At 47.9% G+C, this 25272-nt stretch carries 13 protein-coding genes; 2 read left to right on the forward strand and 11 right to left on the reverse strand.

Annotated features, from left to right (window positions below):
- The first annotated feature begins 253 nt into the window (after nucleotides 1-253).
- The gene (locus EL84_RS31690; RefSeq protein WP_143781130.1) at nucleotides 254-409 is read left to right on the forward strand and encodes a YqzM family protein; all 156 of its coding nucleotides are present in this window, start codon (nucleotides 254-256) and stop codon (nucleotides 407-409) included.
- Between the two features lie 179 nt (nucleotides 410-588).
- Here EL84_RS31690 and dnaI read toward each other — a convergent pair whose 3' ends face one another.
- The 11 genes from dnaI to EL84_RS07860 form a co-directional block, all read right to left on the reverse strand.
- Entirely contained in the window at nucleotides 589-1539 is a 951-nt protein-coding gene (gene dnaI, locus EL84_RS07810; protein WP_036605787.1) for a primosomal protein DnaI, read from the reverse strand.
- Nucleotides 1540-1802: 263 nt separating this feature from the next.
- Nucleotides 1803-4586, reverse strand: coding sequence for an alpha-mannosidase (locus EL84_RS07815; RefSeq protein ID WP_047841275.1), 2784 nt, complete (start codon nucleotides 4584-4586; stop codon nucleotides 1803-1805).
- Nucleotides 4583-7762, reverse strand: coding sequence for a beta-galactosidase (locus EL84_RS07820; protein ID WP_047841276.1), 3180 nt, complete (start codon nucleotides 7760-7762; stop codon nucleotides 4583-4585). Before EL84_RS07820 ends, EL84_RS07815 begins: the two co-directional genes overlap by 4 nt.
- Entirely contained in the window at nucleotides 7759-9078 is a 1320-nt protein-coding gene (locus EL84_RS07825; protein WP_047841277.1) for a glycoside hydrolase family 125 protein, read from the reverse strand. Before EL84_RS07825 ends, EL84_RS07820 begins: the two co-directional genes overlap by 4 nt.
- 255 nt (nucleotides 9079-9333) lie before the next feature.
- Nucleotides 9334-12540 (reverse strand): alpha-mannosidase, encoded by a 3207-nt coding sequence (locus EL84_RS07830; RefSeq protein ID WP_047841278.1) that lies wholly within the window; start codon nucleotides 12538-12540, stop codon nucleotides 9334-9336.
- A 4-nt stretch (nucleotides 12541-12544) separates the two neighbouring features.
- Complete coding sequence (locus EL84_RS07835; RefSeq protein WP_047841279.1) at nucleotides 12545-14899, reverse strand: glycoside hydrolase family 3 N-terminal domain-containing protein; 2355 nt, start codon at nucleotides 14897-14899, stop codon at nucleotides 12545-12547.
- A gap of 36 nt (nucleotides 14900-14935) precedes the next feature.
- Nucleotides 14936-15856: a carbohydrate ABC transporter permease gene (locus EL84_RS07840; protein ID WP_036605781.1), complete on the reverse strand. Its 921-nt coding sequence runs from the start codon at nucleotides 15854-15856 to the stop codon at nucleotides 14936-14938.
- A 23-nt stretch (nucleotides 15857-15879) separates the two neighbouring features.
- Nucleotides 15880-16809: an ABC transporter permease gene (locus EL84_RS07845; protein ID WP_036605780.1), complete on the reverse strand. Its 930-nt coding sequence runs from the start codon at nucleotides 16807-16809 to the stop codon at nucleotides 15880-15882.
- Nucleotides 16810-16886: 77 nt separating this feature from the next.
- Nucleotides 16887-18359: an ABC transporter substrate-binding protein gene (locus tag EL84_RS07850; RefSeq protein ID WP_036673370.1), complete on the reverse strand. Its 1473-nt coding sequence runs from the start codon at nucleotides 18357-18359 to the stop codon at nucleotides 16887-16889.
- A 281-nt stretch (nucleotides 18360-18640) separates the two neighbouring features.
- Entirely contained in the window at nucleotides 18641-20155 is a 1515-nt protein-coding gene (locus tag EL84_RS07855) for a response regulator transcription factor (RefSeq protein ID WP_047841280.1), read from the reverse strand.
- Between the two features lies 1 nt (nucleotide 20156).
- Complete coding sequence (locus EL84_RS07860) at nucleotides 20157-21986, reverse strand: sensor histidine kinase (RefSeq protein ID WP_047841281.1); 1830 nt, start codon at nucleotides 21984-21986, stop codon at nucleotides 20157-20159.
- Nucleotides 21987-22426: 440 nt separating this feature from the next.
- Here EL84_RS07860 and EL84_RS07865 point away from each other — a divergent pair, with 440 nt between their 5' ends.
- On the forward strand, nucleotides 22427-25249 hold the full coding sequence (locus EL84_RS07865; RefSeq protein ID WP_047841282.1) for an endo-beta-N-acetylglucosaminidase: 2823 nt from the start codon (nucleotides 22427-22429) through the stop codon (nucleotides 25247-25249).
- The last annotated feature ends 23 nt before the right edge of the window (nucleotides 25250-25272 follow it).

A 25272-nucleotide genomic window follows, 5' to 3' on the forward strand; every position in this document is an offset into this window, starting at 1 on the left:
CTTATATATACTTACGGTTTATTTTAACCTGTAACGTCGTGAACGACACTTCCAGTATAACACAGGTACGTCAAACTTGTGAATTGAACGCTGCAATGTTCATCTTCCCAACATCAAATCTTCACAATTACAGGATGTAGCATACTAACTGCAAAATCTTTACAAACGCTTTCTTTTCCAAGTATACTAAAATTACTCCGGGTTTCAGCCCCTCCCATACGGGCAAGCTGTTTCCCCATAAGGAGGCAATAACATGGATGCAAATGTGCGGATCAACGACCCGCGTGAACATGTGAACGAGGAACCCCGCAACGATCTATTTGATCTGATCGCGGGTGTTGCCGGCATGGCCGGCCTGATGACAGTGATCTTTTTCGGTATGGTTATCTTCAAATTCCTCACCGAATAGGATGCTTCCAGGCTCACGCAGGACCAGAAAAGCCCGGTTTTCGCAACAATGCGAAAGCCAGGCTTTTTTTGGGACTACTTTAGCTTTTGATTGCAATCAGCTCAGCTTCTAAATCGTAAGCTCCACCGATAATTTGAAGATTAACCTTGTCCAGAACCATTTTGTTCAATTAGATCGGTTCAACGTTTGCCGCGCTGATTCTCACCCCGAACGGAGATGACATCCACGAATGGACGAATCCGGTCCATGAGACGCTGGCCTTTATTCATTTCCTCGCCGTCCCGGTTGGTAAAGCTAAGGTGTTTTTCAAGCCCATCCAGATTGTAATTGGACGTATAGAACGTAGGTTTGCGATTCATTCGATAGTTCAGAATGGACCCCATCACATGATCCCGAACCCAAGGGTTCAGATTCTCTGCCCCGATATCATCAAAGATGAGCAGATCACAACTTTTCAAAATATCCGTCATTTCCTTCAGCTTCTGCCCTTCACTGATCATGGATTTCAGATCCTCCACAAAGTCAGGCATATAAATAATGACACCCGTGTGGCCTGCAACCGCCAGTTCATGCAGCAGGTAACACATCAGAAACGTCTTACCCGTCCCGAATGTTCCTTCCAGAAACAGTCCTTGCGGAGATAATCCATTCTCCTTGGTCTCGCTAATATAACGAAGCACCTGATTTACTGCCGGAGCACGCATCCGATCCTTGCCCATAATCTCCACGTCGTTGTATCCGGCACTGAGCGCACGCTCGTCCACATAGAAACTGCGAATGCGTTGCTTAATAATATGTTCATTTTGCCGGGCGATATGTTTGGAACAAGGCGCTTTTATATCTATGATTTCGGGTTTACCGTTAAAATGTTCTACTTCCAGTTTGCAAAAGTGGCCCTGAAAATCGTTAGGACAGTTGTCGAGTCCCGGACAATTCGCACAGTTCTTTGAGTCTTTGGCGTACTGAAACAGCTTGCTCAGATCGGTCATGAGCTGTGCATCTTGCAGTTCAGGATGACCTGCGCGGAATTCGCGTACGTACGGATTTTCCATCAATTCCGCCGCAATCCGCCGCGATTGCTCACGAAAGGCAGGGTTCAGCTGCTGAAGCAGTCCTCCCAAGGATTCCATGGCTTCAAGCCCCCTTAATGTTTCAATATAGAATGAACAATGAAGTGTACCCCTGACCATCTTGATGGCATAGGAACTTTCGATCATTTGCAATTCTACTGTTCATTCTATAGAAAAACAACCAATAACTCAACTCATAGATCTGGTAAATAGCGTAACCCTTCCACCACCCTACGTAATGCCTAGTTTAGAGCATACTTGCAGTCCTGTACCTTTTAGTGTGTGTTCAAAAGTCTGTTTTTCGACTCTTTAAACAACTTTGATCAGCGGCGCAAGCCGACAGTAACGATCTCACATGAATCTGTCTGTATGTTCCATTCCTTGGTGGCAAATGATAATGTTGATGCCTCTTCTATGCTGTTGAGATGAAGTATTTCGCCCTCTTCCTCCAGGATGTTGCTTTTGTATGCCGTTTCGAATGGCTGCGGATTCGCTTGTGATGTTGCAAGCTTCAACGTGGCAGAGTCGGTGGTCATATTGAACCAGCGTAACATGACATCGCCGGAATCTTCATTCACCTTGAGTGAAGAAAAAGCCAAGCCGTCTCCTTGCCATGCAAACGGTGTGTTGTTAGGTGTCAGATAACCCGTGTGTACTTCGGTTTGTGCCAGCGTCCAAGGAACCTGGAACTGATAAGCCTCGATATATGCACCTGATGCTGCACCATTGCCATCGTGGGGAATGATCTCGATCTGAAATGTATGTTCACCAAGGCATTGTGCTTCAGGTGTCGGGAACAAACCCCAGTCTCCGAGTTCGCCTACAGCACGAAGCAGCGTAACCGCGATGGTGTTGCGACCATCCTGAAGGACTTCATATTCATTCAGGCCCAGATTGGCAACGACCAATCCGGCGTTCTTTTCACTCACATCCACAAAATTCTGTTGATGCTGTGTATTGCTTGGATTTTGCCACTCCGGTGCAGGCTTGTTATCACGTGTTGCAATTTCGAACATGGAATCCACATGATGAACAGCAGATACAAGATCCGTTGGGAAAAGAGCACGCACCCGATGATCCTTCGCCTGATTGTTGAAGGTTGTTTCCATTTGTACTCCTTTTCCATTACGACTCAGTGATATCACTGTACGAATCTGGAGCGGAATCATTTTAGTTGAACGCTGGGCTTTACGGTATGGATAATAAATCAGCTCCCGTTGTTCCTGATCCAGCATCTCATCCGCAGACTCCGGTATTTCCCAATGATGAATCACTTCAAACGAGGCCAAGTATGATGTATCCTCAAGGACCCGAATCTCGGCCTGAAGCTCGTGTGTTGTTCGCGCCACTTCATTCTCTGGTTGCTTGAACATGTATTCATTACCGATATCGCCCACATTTTCGTACACGCCAAGGTCCTTGTAAGTCCGGCCTGTTCGTTTGTCTGTGATTGTGAATGAACCGTTGTCTGCAATCGTGACGATCAAATATTGATTCTCCATGCCACGTTCACCACGCAACAAGGTATTTATTTTCGATGGAGAGCCACTCTTTGAATGATCCACAAAGTTGACCAATGCATAGGTTTTCAGGCCAAATGCAGCTACATTTTCTGTTTCAAAACGAATACGAACGCGCCGACAGCTATACGGCTGACGGAAGCGATCATCCGGCAGATCATAGCCGAATTGCAGACCCAGATCCTCCACTGTACATGGAATGTGGTTACCATTTTCATCTACAAGTACGCGGTCTGACAGGTCAACGGCTTTCATCTGCGTCGCCATCTCTTCCAACGTATGTCCATCCCGGAAATACAACCGAGCCGCGTCCAGTTCCATCTGAACTACACCGCTGCGTTCCCAACCCGTTGTATTAAATACCACAACAGGTCGAGCCTGCTCGCCGTAACGCTCAAATATGGAGGTATCGACAGCTGTAGCAATCTGGCTGGTGCTCTCTTCAATTAAAGCCTCTGCTACATGACGGCTCTTATCAAACCGTGTCACCATCTCGCGATGCACCTCATCCACACTGCATCCACAGATGCTGTCATGCGGGTGATTTTGCATCAGCGTTTTCCAGGCATACGTCAGTTGATCATGTGGATAGGCATGTCCAAGCAGATAGGCGTAGGATGCCAGGGGTTCAGCCACTTTTTCCAGCATAGTCTGGCCCAGCTGGTTCATCTGTTTCAGATACACACGAGCCGAGGCGGTGTTCACCAGAGTTCCCCAGCCATCGGTACGCTGACTGCGCAGTTCGCCTTTGACCGTGGACAGTTCATGTTCAGACGATGCTCTCAAAGCTTCCAGATAATCCGGAAAGTTGGAATGAATGAACTCGATATCGGGATATAATTGTTCAGCCATGCGAATCGCTTCTGGCAGGTCTCGCTGAATCGGTTGGTGGTCACATCCGTTCATGTAGAGTAGCTCATTGGTCGATGCATATTTCTCGGCATCTGCAAGCTTCGTTTCCCAGAACTTGCGGGCCGATTCCTCGTCTACAGGAACTTCATTTCCGTTGGAGTACCAGTTGGCAAACAATACGCCGAGCACTTTTGATCCGTCTGGTCCTTCCCACATCAGCTCCGAGAAGCTTGATTCATATCCGGCATCCGATACCGTATTGTTAAATCCCGTCGGCTTCACACCACGTCCAAAAAACACATTATCAATGCCTGATTGCTGCATCAGCTGTGGAGTCTGCCCGACCAATCCAAATGTATCGGGAAAGTAACCAATTTTCGAAGGGGTGCCGTAACGTTTGGCATCCTTATGTCCAACCTGCATGTTGCGCACATTGGCTTCTCCGCTCGTCAGAAACGCATCCTGCAAAATGTACCATGGTCCAATCACAATCCGCCCATTGCGGATATGCTTCTCCAGTCTTTCCTTCTGCTCCGGTCGAACCTGAAGATAGTCATCGATAATAATCGTTTGTCCATCCAAATAAAAGCTTTTATAGTCCGATCCCTCATCAAGCTGATCCAACAGTGAATCGACGAGCTGAATAAGACGCATATGATGCTTCTCATACGGCAAGTACCATTCCCGATCCCAGTGGGTATGCGAAATAATATGTGCTCTCTTCTTCTTGGTCATCGTGTTATCCCACCTCTTTCGTCTTGTTGTACAACCTCAACCTCATCCGGGCGATACACGCCTTTCAGCTTTCCGGAAGCATCTGTGGCAAAAAGCACCGAACGATTTTTCTCCAATTGGAACGAGTACGATACACCTGTACGTTGATCTCTTACGTGAACCTCATGGTTCAAGGCAAACTCCGATACGAATACATAGAGATTCCCTTTTGGAAAACTCAGCTTCCGCCCGTAGATTCCTGCGACATTCCCGCCAGATATCCATTCCAACTCCTGTTCGATGCCAGCAATCTCAGTGGCGTAACGATACAATTCAGCAAGTGGTTCATCCCGTCCGTTTAACTCGAGTGGCAGTGGGGTCCAGATTAATTTTCCTTTGCCCAAAGGCAGAACGTGTACTTCATCTGGTATACCATTATCCCCATGAAGCAACGTCTCCTTCGCCACCTCGGCGATACGTCGCCGTCCATAGGTCACTCGGTGATTCATGCCATTAATATTCAGCAATTCCTCCCGCTGCACGTTACCCAAACTGCGTTTGCCTACGATATGATCTGCCCGGTCACTTGTTTTCCAGTATGCGTCCAGTCCCAGCGGTCCGGTAATGAGCAAGCTCGTGCCTTCCTTCTCTGCAAACGTGAGCAATTGTTGGAGTGCATCGCTGTCCATATTGTGCGGACTCGGTACGATGATCAGCTTCGGTGGCTGCTGCTCCAGCGCTTCCAGATGATACTCGGATAACGCACGGAATGGCAATTTCAGATCATAAGACATCACACGAGTAAGCTTTGTTGTGGCATCATAGGCGAGGGCACGGTTGGAGAAGTCATTGGAATACGGGAACACCACTGCAATATCTTCCAGCTCACGGTCTTCAAAGAGATCACGAATGCCATGCATGAATCGGCCAAAATCATAAGACACATCCGCCTCTGGTTTCTCCGTACCATCTGCACGCAAGGCTCCGATATGAGACTCATTGGCGTTATCCATATAAAAGTTGGTGTTCCAGATCCATTGCACCGCTCCTGCGCCGCCTGTCGAGAAAGCATAGGCGTACTTGCGTTCGAGAATGCCACGAAGCTCTTCTTCCGTACGTTTGGCTCGCCCATCCGGGGTTTCCACATACATGATGCCCGTCTCCTGAATGAGATTTGGTTTATGTGGCGTTTTAGCGAAAATACCATCCCAGATCAGATCATCGTTTAACCACCAGGAATGCACGGTTGTATAATCCACTTCACGTTCATAGAAGAACGGCGAAGGACGCTGTGCACCAAGGGCTTCGTCCTGTCCCACAGTGACCAGATGATTCGGTACCAGATCCTTGATCGTACCTACAAGCTCTCTTGCCCAAACATTGTGCATCTCCATAGAGAAGAGACAGTAATCGAGCCAGCGTGTTCCCTTTTTGGCCTTGTGCATGTCCTGTACATCAAAGTTAATCTCTTCCGCCTCCGGGATCACCGCGGCTGCAAAGTTGGGGAGCTGCTTCGGCGACATGTTCCATGCCTCCTGCAACGCTTCAATCGTCTCATGACGTTGCTGAAGCCACTCGACAAAAGCCTGCTGTTCATACAAATCCCTCGCCGAGCGTGGGCCAGCTGAGAAGATACGTACTGGATCAAACATCGATGGCTCGTTAATCAGATCCCAGTCCACATGTGTTGTATGCGTGTGACGACTGACGATGCTGCGGATGAAACGTTTCTGAGCCTCGACACTCTGCGGGTCCAAATACGGATTCGTGCCTTCCCATGTCTCCGGTGTAAAGGAGAAGAAGGTGAATGTGACCTGTAAGCCGTGACGCTTCGCCGTTAAAATAAATGCATCAATGGCACGAAGCACATCCTCTGCCATATGTCCGTCCACCTGCATCATGTTGCGATAGGCGGTCCAGATTCCCGTCCGAATCCAGTTGATTCCGGCTTTTGCCATCTGGGCCATGTCTCGATCCCAAACATCCGCATTCGGCAGAAACAGAAATTTCCTTGCCACATCGGAGGTCATGTAGGTCATGCCCACAACTGGGAGAGGACGTCCGTCTTTTACAAAATAGTCCCTGCTGCGGGTAATCACTTCCCCTTCTGCCAGCAGTGCAGCATCCTGTCCCCAGAAGCCTTGACGCAAGGTCCGAACTTCACCGTCAGGAGCCTGCGCGTGGCATACGATACGATACAGCCCACTTTCAATGGAAACCGGGAGAAGTATACGTTCGAAACGCTGCTCACCGGAAAGTTCCATCTCCAGTCGATGGCTCCATACCTTCTCTGTCATGCCACTTGTGCGATCTTCATGCTCGACCGTTATGTCAAACGTCCACAGCTCGGATTCGGTAAGTCTATTGCCTGCACGCTGTAAAATCTGGCCTTGAAGTGTGAGTACAGCCCGCTCATCTGGCTCATACGAAGCATAATTCGTTTTCAGGGATAACTCAGTTACACCTTGCGCACAGAATTGCGCCCACTTCACAATCTCGTTAGCGCCATCCTGCGTCCAGAATGAGGTGGTCAGCGGCAGATGCACAAACATCCAGCGTGAACCAACGAAAGTCCCGCGGGAGTTTTCCCACAGAACGACCGGAGCGGCGATGCTGCGTCCATCCTTATTCATTCCACGAAGTAAAGGATAGATCTGCGTACTCATCGGTCCTGATGAACCCATCTGGTGAGGCAGATCACTTGTTTTGGTTGTATGTGGAACCAGATTCCATGTATCTGCCTTCTCGAACAGCCCCTCTTTCCCAGTGAGAAGCGGGATCTGTTCGGATGACGTGTACGATTGCACATTGGCAGAAGATACGTTCAGTGCCTCATGAATATAGAGTTCCTGATGATACGCGGTCTGCTCGGACTCTACAACCCATGCCCCGTTCACATATCGAACCGGGCGTTTGAAGGGCGCACCACCAACACTAATCAGGCTCCCGCCCTGATGCAGGTAAGCTACAATTTCCGTCCAGGCGAACTTAGGGAAATAGGGTGCATGCAGATTCACCAGACATCCTTCACCTGCTGTGGTCTTCAAAGCCTCTGCAAGTTCTTCAGCGTTTACAACGGTGATCTCTTCTACTGCTTTCCATGCATTCAGAGCCTGTGGAGTTGGCATAACGCCTTCCATCGGAAACGTAGGATCAGCGAAGATAATCAGCTTTTTATCATTAGGTTGGATACTCATAACAGGCCATCCTTCATGGATTTATAGACCAACTGGGAGAACAGGCTGTTGGACCATGCAAACCATTTTCGTGTAAAAATTGTTGGATCATCGGCATGGAAGCCTTCATGCATATAACCTGTATCTGCATCTGTCGCTTCAAGCATGCGAATAATCTCCAGTTTCTCCTCGGAAGACTGCGCAGTCAGTCCTTGCATGGACAAGCCCATATGCCAGATATAATTCGGCGGGGTGTGCGGGCTACCGATTCCTTTGGCAACCTTGCCTTCATAATAGAATGGGTTCTCTTTGCTCAGAGCGAAGCGGCGCGTATTCTGGTAGATCGGATCATCCGCTGTGACGTAACCCAGATATGGAATGGATATGAGCCCCGGTGTACCCGCATCGTCCATGAGACAGTGGTTGCCATAACCGTCCGTCTCGTACGCATAGATTGGTCCAAATTCCGGATGACGATAAATCCCGTACAACTGAATGCCGTGATCCACGTCCTGCTCCAGATCCTTCAATTCCTGCAAAAGTTCCATATCCCGGAACACCCACTCGGCAAACTCCTGCATTTGACGCAGAGCTACAACCGCGAACATGTTGCCAGGGATATTGTAGTGGAAATCACACGCATCATCACTGGAACGGAAACCGGACCAGATCATACCCGTGTAGTTGACTGGCATACCCCTTCCGTGATTGCGCAGGGAATCTGTTGGGATACCGTTATTGCGAGTGAAGCGATATGGAGATTGTTCCATGTGATGCTGTTCGACTTTAAACAGGTCCACGATTTTACGCATCGCTGCTTTGAAGCTGGAATCGAAAATGTCAGTCAGCTCGGTTTCCTTCCAATATAAATACGCCAGGCGTACAACAAAACATAATGAGTCGATCTCAAACTTACGCTCCCACACCCAAGGTGACATCTCGGTTTCGTCCGTGGTGTTCCAGTGCCAGTCGTTGGCCGTCTCATTGAAAGCATTGGCATACGGATCGATGTGAACATACTGGATATGACGTTTAATCAGCCCACCAATAATGCGTTGCAGGTCCTCATCTTCTTTTGCAAACGGAATGTAATGTACCACCTGCTCCACGGAATCACGCAGCCAGGAAGCCGGAATATCTCCTGTGATCACAAACGTAGTGCCATCCTCCATCAACTTGGTTGTTGTTTCGATGGTATTGGGGAAGCAGTTTTTGAATAATTGAAGCAGCTTCGGTCGGTGAGCCAGTTTCTGTTCTGCTTCTTCGAGCACGGCCTGAATGGATTGTGGCAAAGCAACAGGTGGCATGGGTATTTTGGGTAATCTGAACTGTTCCATGGATGAGTGCAACTCCTTAAACAAATTGAATGGTATAGCTATACAGGATGAAACAAAAAATTTACACGGGACCACTGCGCGGTCAGAAAGATCCTCCGATCGCTGTTATCCCCAGATTTTTTTGATTCCCTTTTCTAAAGGGTAAAATCTGGGGATAAAGGCGAACGCTTCGCTTCTTCGAATTCTTTCTGTCCTCTCCGTTATCGTGTAAAATTTTAGTTGAACATGTATAGCTCAAAAATATTTCAAAAAGGTTTACCGCAGTAGCACGGTTTGTATTTCGTAAGGTTTAAAAGATAGTGTAATCTGGCCATTGGTATGGGCCAGTGGTTGGACCGGTTCTTCCAGTGCGTTGGAGTGATACGCCTGTTCAAAGGCATGTGGCCATTGCAATGTGATGTTGTCGCGTTTGCCTGATGATTCATAGAAACGAAGGACTGTTCCGTGCCCATCCTCTGCCATTTTGACCGTATCGAGAATGACATGGTTGCTGTTGAAGTTAATCCATGCTCCGGTTGCCGGGCGTACAGGTGCCGCATTTGCAGATGCATCTGCAATTGGATCGACTCCAGTCCCTGTGCTTGGCTGTACCTGCTCTATCTGCTGCTCTTGTTGTATCTGATCCTTTTGTTGTACTTGTTTCACCTGCTGTACCGTCACCTCATGATTCAGCTCAGCTGCCTGACGTACGGTGTGTGCAGTTCGCCAGTCACCGTCGTGTGGGTAGAGGGAATAGGTGAATTCATGCTCTCCCAGATCGGCTGTGCGATCAGGCCATTTGGGTGCACGCAGTAGGGACAAACGAATAGTGCTTCCCTGCACGTCATACCCGTATTTGCAATCATTGAGCAGACTCACGCCGTATCCATATTCGGATACATCCGCGAAGCGATGTCCACAGACTTCATACTGGGCTTGTTCCCAGCTTGTGTTGCGATGTGTTGGGCGTTCCAGTGCGCCAAATGGAATCTCAAATGTCGCTTTGGAGGTCACCACATCAATTGGGAAGCCAACTTTCAGAAGCTTGTGATCTTCATTCCAGTTCACCTGTGTCTGGAAGTCGATACGTCGTGAGTCATGATAAAAGACGATATCTTGTGTGATTTCTGATTGATGTAGCTTCCAGCGGAAGCGCAGGACATCTTTCGTTGAACCCGCAAGCACCAGCTTTTTCTCCAAAAGTTCCACTTCGCCAGCAATCTGTTCTTCATAACGACTGTCGATATCCCATGCATCCCAAAGCGTTGGACGATCGTGGAAGAAGTGAAGTTGATTTCCTCGTTCACCCGGCTTCAGCATCTCACGCTCTGCGGTTTTATCCCACAGGCGGATGATCTCCCCACGTTCATTGAATTGCACATGGTAAAAGGCGGTATCCCATGTATCATTAAAGGTTGGTTGTGCGGCAAGGGTGGTCATTTCCCGTACATTCGTTTCCCTTGTATTTTCCGGTACAAGCCAAATCGTTTTATATCCAAACGCCGGAATGTCTGTCACGAGAATAGACATGCTGCCATCCTCCCGATCCATCCGCAAGCGCTGGCCTTTTGCATCGATGCCGTAGCGATCCAAGCCATCCTGAACAGGAAGTTGAACGACTGCACTCCGTTTCCAGCCCAGGCTGTTGAATACAACATAGGCTACTGAACCTTCCGGTCCATCTGTGTTGATACCCGTTGTCAATGCAGCAATGCCTTGATCCAGTCCGGTTCTGCCCAATTCAAATACCTGTACATATTCCTCATTCGAAGTGACGTAGGACTCCGTAATTGCCGAGCCCGGTATAATATCGTGGAATTGATTCAGCAAAATTAATTTCCAGCCTTCATGCAGTGCTGAACGCACTTCAGCTTCTGCATCTGCCTCCATATCTGGCAGAGCGAGTGTATTCCACAGCTCAGCTTCTCGATACAGAACCTCCGCTTTCCGGTTGTTGCGCTTATTGCGCGCATGGGTCGTGTAGGTTCCCCGATGTAACTCAAGATACAGATCGCCATGCCACTTCGGAAGTACAGGTTGCTCCTTTTCAATTCCGGCAAAGAAAGCTCCAGCTGTGCTATATCGGCTCGCAGGCTGTCCAACCATCAGGTCTGCGCGATCCACATACTCCAGCATCTCGCGTGTTACACCACCGCCGCCATCACCGTGTCCGTATAGAAGCATATGCTCCGGATGAGCTGCTTTCTCACGGTAGGACTGCCAGTGATCATGAATGTCCTTCGGCAGGGTGTGTTCGTTAACCCCATGATTGAGGTAGGACAGGATCGGTGTGCCGTCAATACCCACCCAATGGAAGAGATCGTATGGAAACACATTTGTGTCATTCCATCCGAGCTTTGTTGTCATGAAATACTCCACATTTCCATGCTTCAAAATCTGTGGCAGGGAGGCACAGTACCCAAACGTATCGGGCAGCCATTCAATCTGTGATGTCTTGCCAAACTCCTCCATATAGAAACGCTGACCATATAACATCTGACGAATCAGGGACTCCCCGCTTGGGATGTTCAGATCGGGCTCAACCCACATGCCGCCAACCAGTTCCCAGCGGCCTTCTACAATCCGTTGCTTCACCCGCGCGTACAGCTCGGGATCATGCTCCTTCAGAAACGCATATAATAAGGGTTGGCTCTGGGAATAAACATAGTCCGGATATTCATTCATGAGTGCATCCACGGTGGAGAAAGTACGGCTCGTTTTGCGTACCGTCTCACGTACAGGCCACAGCCAGGCAATATCAATATGTGACTGTCCCACCATATGCTCCAGACCTTCCGCGTTTCCGCCAATCTCACGCACATGATGCTTCAGATTATTCTCAATCTGACGAATACCCTCTCCCTGCTCAATCTCTTCTGCTGACATGCCTACAAATTGATCCATCGCACGATATACCAGTTCTAACAGGCGAAGCCGCCGAAAGTCACTTTCCGGTAGCAACACAGCCGAATCACGCACAATAATGACGGTATACATCAGACTACGAACCGCTTCATTGGGTCTCACCAGAATGCTCGTAATTGATGTAATTGGCGGCTGAATAACCGCCTGTTGATTCAACGGGTCTACAGGTTCAGGTACCGGGTCAAACATCTCAATCTCAAGTTCCGGAGCGTTTCCCACTTTGGATGGATCAAGCGTGACGTAGGTATGATTGCGGTCTAGACCCTGATAAGAGTGCCCATTTACCCGAAGCAAGCCTTCTCCGCCTGTCTCAAATACAAGCCCATAAGGTGTTTGCTGCCATGTAGCAGGAATCTCCAAACGTGTTCTAAAGAAATAAGTCGTTCCCTGTTTGCTCGGAAAACGCTCAAAATCTTGCCCTTCGGGGTACTCACCCTGATCCTCATACTGTCCTGGCACGTTATAATAAGCGCGGGTAATGTCCCAGCTGCGCAGCTGTAATTGCTCCAGCCACTGATGTTCGGACAACTCGCGAATAAATCGTCTGATACGTTCCAAAATCTTACGCCTCCCTTACGGTCAGTTCGGCTATTTGCGTATCGTTAACGCTGCTGCCGATATGAATATGGAATTGTCCCGGTTCAACGATAGGCTTCAAATCACGACCAATATACTGCAGCTGCTCGGCCCCGATGTGGAATTCCACGGTCTGTGTCTCTCCCGGCTCCAGGTTCACTTTTGCAAACCCCTTCAGTTCCTTGGCCGGACGAGTTAGTGAGCTGACCACGTCAGAGATGTACATCTGTACAACTTCTGCACCTGCATAACGGCCGGTGTTGGTCACAGTCACCGATACGGTAACTGATTCACCGGCTGTCATGGACGAAGAACTCAGCTTCGGTTCGCTGTACTCATATGTGGTATAACTCAGTCCGTATCCAAATGCATAACGTGGCTCCAAATCCTCCTCGAGGTAACGCTTGCCTCTGGAACGTTTGCCGTTATAGTAGATCGGTAACTGACCGACATGCTTCGGAATGGAGATCGTCAATTTACCCGATGGATTCACATCACCGAATAAAATATCTGCAATGGCATGCCCGCCCTCTTGACCCGGATACCACGCCTCCAGAATTGCATCGACATGTTCATCCACCCAAGGTTCAGTGATGGGACGACCATTAATGTAAACAACGACAAGTTTCTTGCCGAGCTTGTGAATCTCCTGAATGAGTTCCAACTGTACTCCGGCAAGCCCCAACGTCATGCGGTCGATCCCTTCGCCACACTCCATATCATTCCAGGAGTTATCTGATACATTGGAAGCGCCCGTTTTCAGATCGATCGTTCCTTCTCCAAAGTCACGTGCACTGGAACCGCCAACCACCATAATGACCGTATCTGCCTCGCTGGCAACTTCAAGGGCACGCTCGAATCCTTCTTTCGAATCACCTTTGATCCGGCACCCTGGTGCATAAAGAACCTGATCTGTACTGCTGTCACCAGTCAAAGAACCAACAGAACCCTTATCCGTTTGCCTGTCCACATAGTTAGCCAGCTTACTGCGAATCCCATCCAGTACCGTAGTCACTTTCGACTTCGGTTGCGGAGATGTGTAATCACCCAGTTGATTGTAGGCCTGATCCGCATTGGGACCAATGACGGCAATCCGACCCACATTTGCTATCGATAGAGGTAGCGTTTCAGCCTCATTTTTGAGAAGTACAACGCCTTCCGCAGCCAACTGGCGTGCCAGCTGAACATGCGCTTCACTGCCAATGACTTCTGCTGCACGATCCGCAGCCACATAAGGCTGTTCGAATAAGCCCAATCTGAACTTCAACGCCAGCACGCGAGAGGCAGCCTGATCCAGAACCTGCATATCAAGCTTGCCTTCTGCCACCGCCTGCACCAGATATTGCCCAAACATCTCACCGGACATTTCCATATCGATGCCTGCCTCAATCGCCTGTACGGAGGCTTCCATTCCATCTGCCGCGACATCATGCCCACTTGCCAGCATGTTGATCGCACCACAATCCGTAATGACCAGACCGTCAAAGCCCCAATCCTTACGCAAAACATCTTCCAGCAATTCCGTATTCACGGTGCAAGGCGTGCCATCAATTTCGTTATATGCTGGCATGATCGACGCAGCGCCCGCTTCCACCGCTTTGCGGAATGGATAGAGATCCACTTCCAGCAGCTCGCGCCAGCCCATATGTACAGGCCCTGCATTACGTCCGCCTTCTGAGCTGCCATAACCAACAAAATGTTTCAGCGTTGCCGCTACTGTATCTCCACGGTCAAGACTTTCACCCTGAAGCCCTTCTACGGAAGCAACTGCCAGCTCTCCAATGAGAAACGGATCTTCACCGAAACATTCCTCCGTACGTCCCCAGCGCGGATCACGCACAACATCCAGTACCGGAGAATAGGTGACCGCACCACCTTGAGCACGTGTCTCCCGTGCTACTGCCCGGCACATCTCCCGATACAGATCCACATTCCAGGTGCTCCCCAGTAAAAGAGGGACAGGATAGACCGTTCCGTCAATAGCCATATGACCATGCGAGCACTCTTCCCCGATCAGAATGGGAATCCCCAGTCTGGAATGTTCTATTGCATAACGTTGAATCAAATTGACCGCCTCAGCGCCTTCTCTGGCGGATAGTCCATTTTCCAGCGTAACGCCCGTCCACGGATCTGCGCGAAGTGCACCATAGAGGGAGCCGACGCCCCCATTTTCCACTTGCTGTTTAAAGGATTGGTTTAACGTGATGTTCCCTTGATCATTCGTATAGGTCTGCCAGCCAAATGGCTGCGTAAGTTGACCTACCTTTTCTTCCGTAGTCATCAGGCTAAGCAGGTGTTGTACCCGTTCCTCTACGGATTTGCTTTGGTCCTTATAAGTCATCAATCTGCATCTCTCCAATCCTATAACGTGATCCGGTTATTCTTTGACCGCGCCCACCGTCAGACCCTGTACAAAATAACGCTGGAAAAACGGATAAGCGAATATAATCGGCAACGTAGCAAGCACAACCATCGCCATTCGGGACGTATCCTGCGGAATGGACTGCATGGCTGCCAGACTCATTGAACTGTTAGCAGAGTTCTGCTGGATAAATTGGATACTCGATTCAATCCGCATTAACATAGATTGCAGTGGTACCAGATTCGGATTATCGATGTATAACAGCGCATTGAACCAATCATTCCAGTAACCAAGTGTACTGAACAACCCGATGGTTGCCAGTCCCGGCAAGGAGAGTGGAACCACGATTTTCATAAAGGTATAGAACTCACCGGCGCCATCAATCTTCGCCGATTCAATGACTGCATCCGGTACACTGGTGGAGTAGAATGTACGCAGGATCATAATATAGAAGGCATTCATCGCCAGCGGCAGAATCAGTGCCCATAACGTATCTTTCAACCCGAGCAGCTGGGATACGACCATATAGGTTGGAATCATCCCGCCGTTGAACAGCATGGTAAGAATTGCAAAGATGGAGAAAAATCTCCGATATCTGAAGCTCTTGCGGGAAACCGCATACGCATACAGCGACATGAGAATCAGACTGATGATGGTACCAAGTACCGTCACCAGAATGGTAACTCCATACGCCCGCAGCAGCGTGTCCCCACTCTGCCAGACAAACTGATATGCCGCGAGACTCCATTCTGCCGGAATCAGACGATACCCATCACGGGCCAGTGCTTTCTCGTCTGTAAACGAGATGATAACTACAAATATGAAAGGAAATACACAGATTAGAGCGAATAGACCGGCGATGATGTTCATGATCACGTTCCATCCGTTGGATACGTGGTGGAAGTCGCGTTTTTTAACAAGCCCTGCTTGAGCCATAGTGGTTCACTCCTTTCACTGTCCTAGAATAGGCTGCTGTCTTTATCTACTTTGCGAACAACATAGTTGGAGATAATAACAAGCACAAAGCCCACAACGGATTGATACAATCCCGCTGCTGTACTCATGCCGATCTCACCACTAGTTTTCAAACCTCGATATACATACGTATCAATAACATTTGTCACGGAATAAAGCGTTCCCGAATCCCTTGGCACCTGATAAAAGAGTCCAAAGTCGGCATAGAAAATGCGGCCTACGGCCAGCAAGGTCATAATCGTGATGATGGGCGACAGCAACGGAATCGTAATATTGCGAATCTGCTGCCATTTGCTTGCTCCATCAATCATGGCTGCTTCATACAGTGATTTATCAATCCCCAGTATGGAAGCAAGATAGACGACGCTGCTATACCCGATGGTTTTCCATAACGCTACGAATACCAGAATATACGGCCAATATTTCGCCTCGGAATACCACTGAATTGGTTCCATCCCAAACCAGCCGATAATCTGATTCAACATCCCGCGGTCCATGCTCAAGAAGCTGAAAGCGAAGTAACCAACGATAACCCAGGATAGAAAATACGGCAGAAACATGCCGGTTTGATACAGTTTGGCGAGTCGTTTATTCACAAGTTCCGAGAGCAGGATTGCCAATGCCACAGCAAATACCAGTCCGAGGAAGATAATGGCGATGTTATAAAAGAGGGTATTGCGTGTAATGAGCCATGCGTCACTAGTGCTGAACAGGAATTTGAAATTGTCCCAGCCAACCCATTCACTCTTCATCAGACTTGCCCAGAACCCTTCACGGCTGAATCGATATTCTTTGAAAGCAGCCACTGTGCCCACAAGTGGTAAGTAGGAGAAGAAGAAGAACCAGATGGCGCCTGGCAGCACCATGAGCAGCATGACTCGGTTTCTAATCAGGTTTTTCAAAAATGTAGTCATTGTGGAGATCCTCCTTCAGGCTTGAATGAAAAAGGACCGGACGCGATAAGCAGCCGCCCGATCCTTACGATGTACTGTTACTTGTTTTCCGCTCTCCAGGCATCCAGCTGGCTTTGGGCTTCAGCCATTACTTTCTCCAGTCCGGCTTGATTGAACTTCTCAATCACTTGATCCAGATTGGCTGCCGGGTCCAGTGTACCTGTCATCAGTGCTGCCCAATATTGCTCTTTCACGTTCTGTACCGCCGTTAGTTCGGCAGATACATTGCTTGCATCAAAGTTAAAGCTGAGGATCGGGGAATTGACACCTTCAGCGTTAAACTTCTTGAACTCATCCCATTTGTTATCCGGGTCATTGCTGTTCAGATAGAGCAGCATGTTGTTCCCGAGGGAGTATGAAGGCATATCGTAGTTTTTCGATTCAGGCAGATTTTCCATATGTGTGTCATCCACTTTTTTGTAGTGTGTGCCCTCAATACCGGAGTCCACCATATTACGCAGCACAGGATCTGTATTGAGCAGGTTCAGGAATTCCATCGCTTTCTCCGGATATTCCGAGTTGGCCGAGATGGCCATGATGGAACCTTGTACAGATGTATTTGTTATAATTGCTTCACTTGCCGGTGTTGAAACGACTTGATAACCGTAACTTGCAGACCATTGATTGTCCGCGAGCGGCTGAGTCTGTGCACGATCCAGGAACCAGTTGCCCGATGTTGTCAGGTCGTTCGTGGAACCTGTTGTTGCCGCTTCTGCCGATACATAACCAGCCTTGTAGTATTTGTGCATCGTAGTAAGTGCTTCTTTCATTTCAGGTGTTTCCAGTATGTTTACAAGCTTATAGTCTGTTGTATCCAGCTTGATTGCCATTGGCAGATTCTGAATGACATAGTCATAAGGCACGTAAGGAACATAGTTTTTATCCATGGCAAATGGTGTTACACTCGCCTCGTTTTCCTTAATTGTTTTGAGCAGAGGCTCCAGACTGTCTAACGTACGAACGCCAGAGATGTCCAGCTTGTATTTATCAACCAGCATTTGGTTAAAGCGCCATACCTCTTGTTGTGGCAGCTCTTTGTTGGCTGGAATTCCGTAATTGTGTCCATCTACTTTGGAACCGCTGAGGAACGCAGGATCAATGGTCTTGGTAAGATCCTGACCGTATTCAGCAAGCAGGTCATCCAGTTCAAGGAATGCACCTTTTCTGGCATTTTGTACATAATCGAATCCACCAGAAGAAGTGAACAGAATGTCCATTGGCTCACCGGATGCTACGTTAACCTGCATCTTCTGCGGGTAGTCACCCCAGTCAACCATCTTCATCGTTACCGTGGCATTAATTTTCTCTTTGGTATACTTGCTCACTTCTTCCATCACTTTATTGACGTCTTTCTGAGGGGTACCGATGGTATACCAGATCAACTCTACCGCGTCATCTCCAGCTCCCCCGGATTCTGAAGCATCTTTGCTTCCTCCACAGGCACTAAGAACAAGTGTAACGGCCATTAACAATGCAAGAACGAGTGAGAAGCGTTTTCTTTGTTTACTCATTTCTTTGATCCTCCCTTTTCGTGTTCCCTTAGGCTCTACTTACTAACTGCTTTAACCTTATCGAATGAAAGCATTTACAAAAAGAAGATAAACTTAAGTTTTCGAGGTACAAATTAAAGAGAAATCGTCCTTGGGCATCTATTTTGTACCTATTTAAATAAATCGCTTACATGAAAGAGACATGCCGGGTAACGTATGCCATGATTTTCTACCATGCCATTCCTGTTCCCGATATGTCTCTTGGCTCTCTGTCCGCATGGTTGGATCTACCCGTCACCGAATTAACCAAACACCTTGAAATCAGTCGGTGAAATCCCTACATATTTGCGGAACTGTTTATAGAAATACCCCGTCTCCCAATACCCTACATTTCGGGCGATCTCATGTACCTTCAGATTGGAATTGCGTAGTTGCTCCTTCGCACGTTCAATCCGGTATTTGTTGATATATTCGGCAAACGTCTCCCCGGTCTCCTTATGGAACAATTGTCCCAAATACACCGGATGCAGATGATAGTGGGCACCCAATAGCTTCAAGGAGAGCTCTTCTGCGTAGTGTTTGTCGATATGCTGAAGCACTTGGTTTACAATTGGATTTTTCAGATCCTGCAATAGGGATTGGATCGTCTGCGACCCAACCTGCTGAAGCGCCCGCACGAGTTCATCAAAAGTACCACTGTCCAGTACAAGTTGAAGCCCTTGTTGGTATATGGCAGACTCATCCGAGTGTTTGATGCTCTCCAGTTCCATCTTGAAGCGAATCACAACTTCCAGTGCGGTATTCTGTAACTCCCCAGGTGTAAGCCCATCGCGATGCTGTTCAAAATCCATGCGAATCCGGTCGGCAAGTTGTTCTGTATTGCGGGATAGAATGAGTTTGGCATACTCCCTCCATTCAATGAAAAAAGTCGCCGTTGAATTTCCGCACCTTTCCAGCATGGCATGATCGATGACTTTAAGGTCGGGATAAATCATCACATACTGGAGTGCTTTTTTGGCCTCGGCATAACTGGTCGGCGCATGGTATAACCCTTTCATCAATCTGCCTGCTCCAATGCGTGCCGCCGGATGGGTTACGGTTATCTCATCAGATAATGCCTGCAGACCATCCATCAACTTCTGTTCCTCGTCACTCGTACCCTGAATGTTAGCAATAATGACGATGTCTCCATCGATATCATGAAATACGTTCAGATGGCGTCTGTCTCTCAGCATCTCTTCTACACGTTCAAACATGCCGGGTACTTGCCCTTTGTCACGCAGAATGGCCACAGCAACGTCCGGTGCATCCAGCGAAAGGTTCATGAACTGGGCACGTTCTTCAAATTCAGTAGCTGCAATCTGTCCCGTAAGCCATCGATGAAGAATGTTATCTTTCAGAATCTGGATGCCATACGCATCATCGGCTTGAGGTGATACCGTATGATCCAGCTTGGACGCCGTGTTGCTCAGCGTGGATTCCAGTTCCTCTACATTAATCGGTTTGAGCAGATAGTTTTCGATCCCCAATTGCATGCCTTCCTTCAGATATTCGAACTCATTGAAACCACTGAGGATAATGACCTTAAGCTCAGGTTGCACTCGCCTTGCTTCCCGAATCAGATCGAGACCATTCATGAGTGGCATGGATATATCCGTAATCAGAATGTCCACAGGCTGAGAAGAGAGCGCCTGTAACGCTGCTTGCCCATTACCTGCATGGCTCACAATTTCCATACCAAATGAAGACCAATCCACAATATCGTATAAACCTTCAATGATGAATGGCTCATCGTCCACAATAAACACCTTGTACATATTACACACCTGTCCCTTCTGAATGTGGATAACGCACCCTGATTCGTGTTCCTTCTCCTAGGGTGCTCTCTATGGTGATACCGAACTCTGGCCCATACAGGAAGCGCAATCGACTATGGACACTGCGCAGCCCAAACATCTGACCAGACTCTTCAGGACGTTCCAGTTCTTCAAGGATTTCCGTCAGGCGTGCCGGATCAATGCCTTTGCCATTATCTTTGACTTCCACTTGCACCACATCATCTGTCTCTTCCACAACAATCGATAATCGGTTATCCGAACGTTCTGTCTGAATGCCGTGTACGACATAATTCTCAATGATGGGTTGCAGCGAAAGTTTGACCACAGGGTGTTGATAATATGCAGCATCGATCTGGATCGTATATATGAAAATATCCTTGTAGCGGATTCGGAATAACTCCAGATACAGACGACAAGCTTCCATCTCATCCTTCAGCGTATAATTTTTCTTTTGCTGTACCAAGCTCTTGAACAATACGGATAAACTATAGATCATCTCGCCAACATCTCTCGCCCCTTGGGATATCGCCCTCATCCGAATCACTTCAAGCGTATTGTAGAGAAAATGAGGGTTGATACGCGCCTGTAATGCGACCAGCTCGGTCTCCTTCTGTTTGATCTCGGCTTTGTAGACCCGTTCAATGTACAGATTCAGCTCGTCCAACATATCGTTGAAGCTATGTGAGATCTGCCCCAGTTCATCATCACGCGGATCGTCAATGCGAGCCGTGAAGTTGCCGTATTTCACTTTTTGGGTGAAGCGAATAATTCGACGGGTTCGTTTGGCAAAGTTAATAATGAAAAATGCCGGAACCAGCACGGCAAACAAAATACATACGATACTGATCGAGATAATGGTATTGCGAATCCCCGCATAGGTTTCAGCCATCTCTTCTACCGGAACGGTGCCAATGACCACATAACCCTGATCCGCGGAGACAAACTTGTTCACGTACATGTTCTGCTCCTTTTTCATTGAATCCATATCCGTCTGATCAAACAGGGAATCGGCTACATTCACGTAGGGATACTTCTTCCCGTAATAATGATTGTTGGAGTCAAATAACACTGTACCTTTCGCCGATAACACCACGATTTCTCCCTTGAGATTACTCTCGTAGTTATCCAGCGCATTACCGATTCCTTCTGAGTCAAAGAAGACAAGAAATTGGCCCAGATTCCGAAGAGTCTGTGTATTGTTAATTGGTACGCGGATGGAGTAGAGCGCAGGGTCCCATTGATTAATCTCTTTGCGTATCCAGTAATTGGGTGCACTGATATTGGGCGTTTCCATCGCCATCACGTCCGGAATATAGGAATGAGCTACATTGGCGTCCAGCTTGCGGAACTGCTTGTGTTGATTAAAGGTAGACAGATCCTGCTGTTCGGCGCTATACAACATGAGTTGATTAATCTGCGAATTGCGATCCATAATATTTTGAAAATGTTTCAATACATCGGCCGAATAGTCATCCTGATTGGCGTAATATCCATTGGTCATGTGCTGAACATATTCAGCGTACGAATGATTCATCAGGTACGTAATGTTGGCGGACAGCGCCTCATTCTGATGCATGTCCCTCACCATGTTTTGTACCGATTCATACTGCTGATGAATGTACCGGTCCACATGTTCCATCGCCGCTTTCTGGATCGCCAGTTCCCGGCGAATCGTGGAGTCGGACACCGACAGGAAGATGATATAAGACAATGTAATGATCGTGACAATCGATATCATCGAGAAAATCAGGAGCATTTTCATAAACATATTATTTTTGAAGAAATTATTGTAAACGCTAACAATTTTCAAGTCGCATGTTCCCTCCGATGCTGTTTTCCTGACTATATAAGTTGAACTAAAGATTACTTACACTGACACTACGATGACAGAATAACCTTCCAATCGCTGTTATCCCCAGATTTTTTCGATTCCCTTTTCCCAAGGGAAAATCCGGTGATAGCGTATGCTTCCGATGCAGCTTTCTTTCAGAAAGCTTTTAGGCGAATGCTTCGCTTTTTCAGGTTTCTTCTGTCCTCTCCGTTATCGTGTAAATGATTAGTTCAACTTATATTGAATTATATCACCAGGCTTCTGACATTAACTTGTCACCTGCAACTTTTCTTTAGTTTATATCTGTGTTTCTTTAATTTCACCCTATTTAAAAACGCTTTCATCCACTATCGTTAACCATAAGTTTAGCTTTGTGTAAAAGAATACCTTACATTCATTCCACTTGAAGGAGGAACAGCATGACACGCAAACTCAAAGCAAAAGGCATCATTCCCAAGGTCACTGCCATGGTCCTGACTACGGCTCTGCTGGGACAAGTTGTTGCATCATCCGTTTATGCAGGAGACACGCTACCTTACACAGGCGAAAGCGCCAAAGGGATGAATCAGCCCTATCAACACGGGTACACCTCGGCCCAGATTCTGAACTGGACATCGGAAAGTGATATCCATGGTGATCTCCTTCGTGCCCATGTTCCCTTGCAGCCCCGTAATGAAGCGTTCGCTGCTACACAGGCTTATCCTGAGCTTAGTCCGGACACCCAGCTATTCACGATGAGCGGCGATTACGGCAATGCATTCTTCGATAGCACACCTTATACCAATGAATTCAGCCAGTACCTCTTCAATTATTGGCAATATACAGACTACTACAGCTATTGGCACGGCATGGCCTCTGCGGGAGTACCTGAGGAGCTGTATGACCCGAGTAAAGAGTGGACAGAGAAATACTTCGAGTTTGGCATTTTGAACATTCCAAATCCGGCCTACACCAATGCAGCCCACAAAAATGGCGTTAAGTCCATTGCCAACATCTTTTTCTCAGACAATGATCGTGGGCCACAAACCTATAAACAAATGCTGATCCAGGATGAAAACGGTAATTTCCTTGTGGCCGAGAAACTGGCCGAGATGGCAGAATACTACAACTACGATGGATATTTCTTCAATCAGGAAGAAGTTGCCCGGGGTGTAGCCCCTGAGGATATCGCATCCTACAAGAAATTCATGAAATATCTAAGAGATAAAGGCCTGTACGTTCAGTGGTATGATTCCACCATCAATACAACAGGCAAGATTCAATACCAGAACCAATTTAATGGGCTTAACAGCCCCTTTGTACAGGATTCCGTTCTCGGCAGAGTCTCGGATTCCATCTTCCTGAACTATGTGTGGAACCACAAGATGCTCCGCGATTCCCGTGATCATGCCCTTAGTCTGGGACTGGATCCATTGGAAACCGTATTTGCTGGTGTCGAAGGTGGACATGACAAATTCGGCCGCTGGAAGCAATCTTATGACCTGCGCCATAATCTGGATGAGAACGGTCAACCCATGAACAGCATTGCGACACTGGGTGCCGACTTCACCCACAACGCCCTGGATGAAGAGATGGGCGATGGCAGCACCAATCATCGAGCTGAGGATGAGTACCAGTGGATGACCTTTGTACGCGATCGTGCCTGGTGGTCTGGTCCAAATCAAGACCCGACAGATGCACGTCGTAATGCGTCTGCCGATCTGTCGGATGTGTATGCTTCCGGTGCAAATTGGGATGGAATTGCCGCTTATCTTACCGAGCGATCCGTCATCAACGGCTCCAATTTTGCGACCAACTTCAATACGGGCCACGGCCTGAAATATTATGAAGACGGTGCTGTCTCGAACGATAAAGAATGGTCAAATATCAACATTCAGGATATCCCTGTCACTTGGCAATGGTGGATGGATAGTAAAGGTGACAAGCTCAGTGTTGATTTTGACTATGGTCCCTCTTATGAGAAAGGCGCAAGGCACAACTATGACTCCATTGGCGCGTTTAATGGCGGCAGCTCTCTCGTGGTGAACGGCACACTGAACGCGGAGAACTTCCTGCGCCTGTACAAGACCGACCTGTCCGTCAACGGACAATCGAAACTGGAACTGACGTATAACAAACCGTCGACTAGTGACGCTTCCTCCCTGCATGTTGGGTTGATCTTCGAAGATGATCCATTCAACGTGGTCAATGTGGAAGTGCCTCAGTCAGGCCAGCATACTACAGGTTGGAAGACAACTTCGCTGGATTTGAGTGCATATCATGGCAAAACCATTGCCGCTATGGGATTATCCTTCGACCCGAATGGCAAGGAGATTGAGAATTACCAGATGAATATAGGCGAGATCCGTATGTCCGACGGTTCAGCGGCTGTACCGGATGCACCGACCGGATTCCATATTGCCAAAGCACTGACCAACACCGATGAACTGGTTGTTGCATGGGACATGAAGGACTATTCAGAGGTCAAACAATACAATTTATATGAAAATGGCGCCTATGTAGGCGGCGTGTATGATTCCACTTTTTATATCAAATCGCTAAAACAGCCATCTGGTGAACTGTCTATACGTGCGGTTGGTGCAGATGGTACCGAAAGTGAAGCAACCGTCCTGCCTTACGATCTGAATGCAGCCGTTCAGGATATTGATGTGAAATTCAAAAAGAATGGCGATGCTATTGTAAGCTGGAAAAACCCGAAGAAAGCGAAAGATTCAGGCAAAGATAAAGATAAGAATACGGATAAGGACAAGGATAAAAATAAAGACAAAGGAAAAGGCAACGAGTCTATTCAACTCACACTAGAAACAGAATACACAAAAGAGCCTTTCACCAAGTCGCTTCAGGTCAAAAAAGGAAAACAATCTGCCGTCCTGACCGGACTTCCGACCAATGGTGAACATTACGTGCTGAACATCGCCATTGGCGGGCAGAACCCGGTAACCCATACCGGACAGCTCGCAGATCTTCAGATTACACCATACGCCAAGGAAAAGGTCACGGTAAAAGATGGAAAGTACACATTAGCCCTCCCGGATCTGGAGGACTGGTATAAGATCTATGTATATGAAAATGGGGTACCACGCGAGTTCGGAGTCACTTACGTTTCGCAGAAATTCCCGTATATCATTCGAGGAAGAACAAAGCTGAGCGAACTGACTTTCACGCCAGTGTCCAGCAACAGCTCTTTGAAGCTGGTCATTGAGGATTATGCAGGCAATCAGGCTACTACTATTTTGAGGTAACACTGCAAAGTATTTTTTGTGTA

Source organism: Paenibacillus sp. VT-400 (genome assembly GCF_001029205.1).
GTDB classification, from domain to species: Bacteria; Bacillota; Bacilli; order Paenibacillales; family Paenibacillaceae; genus Paenibacillus; species Paenibacillus amylolyticus.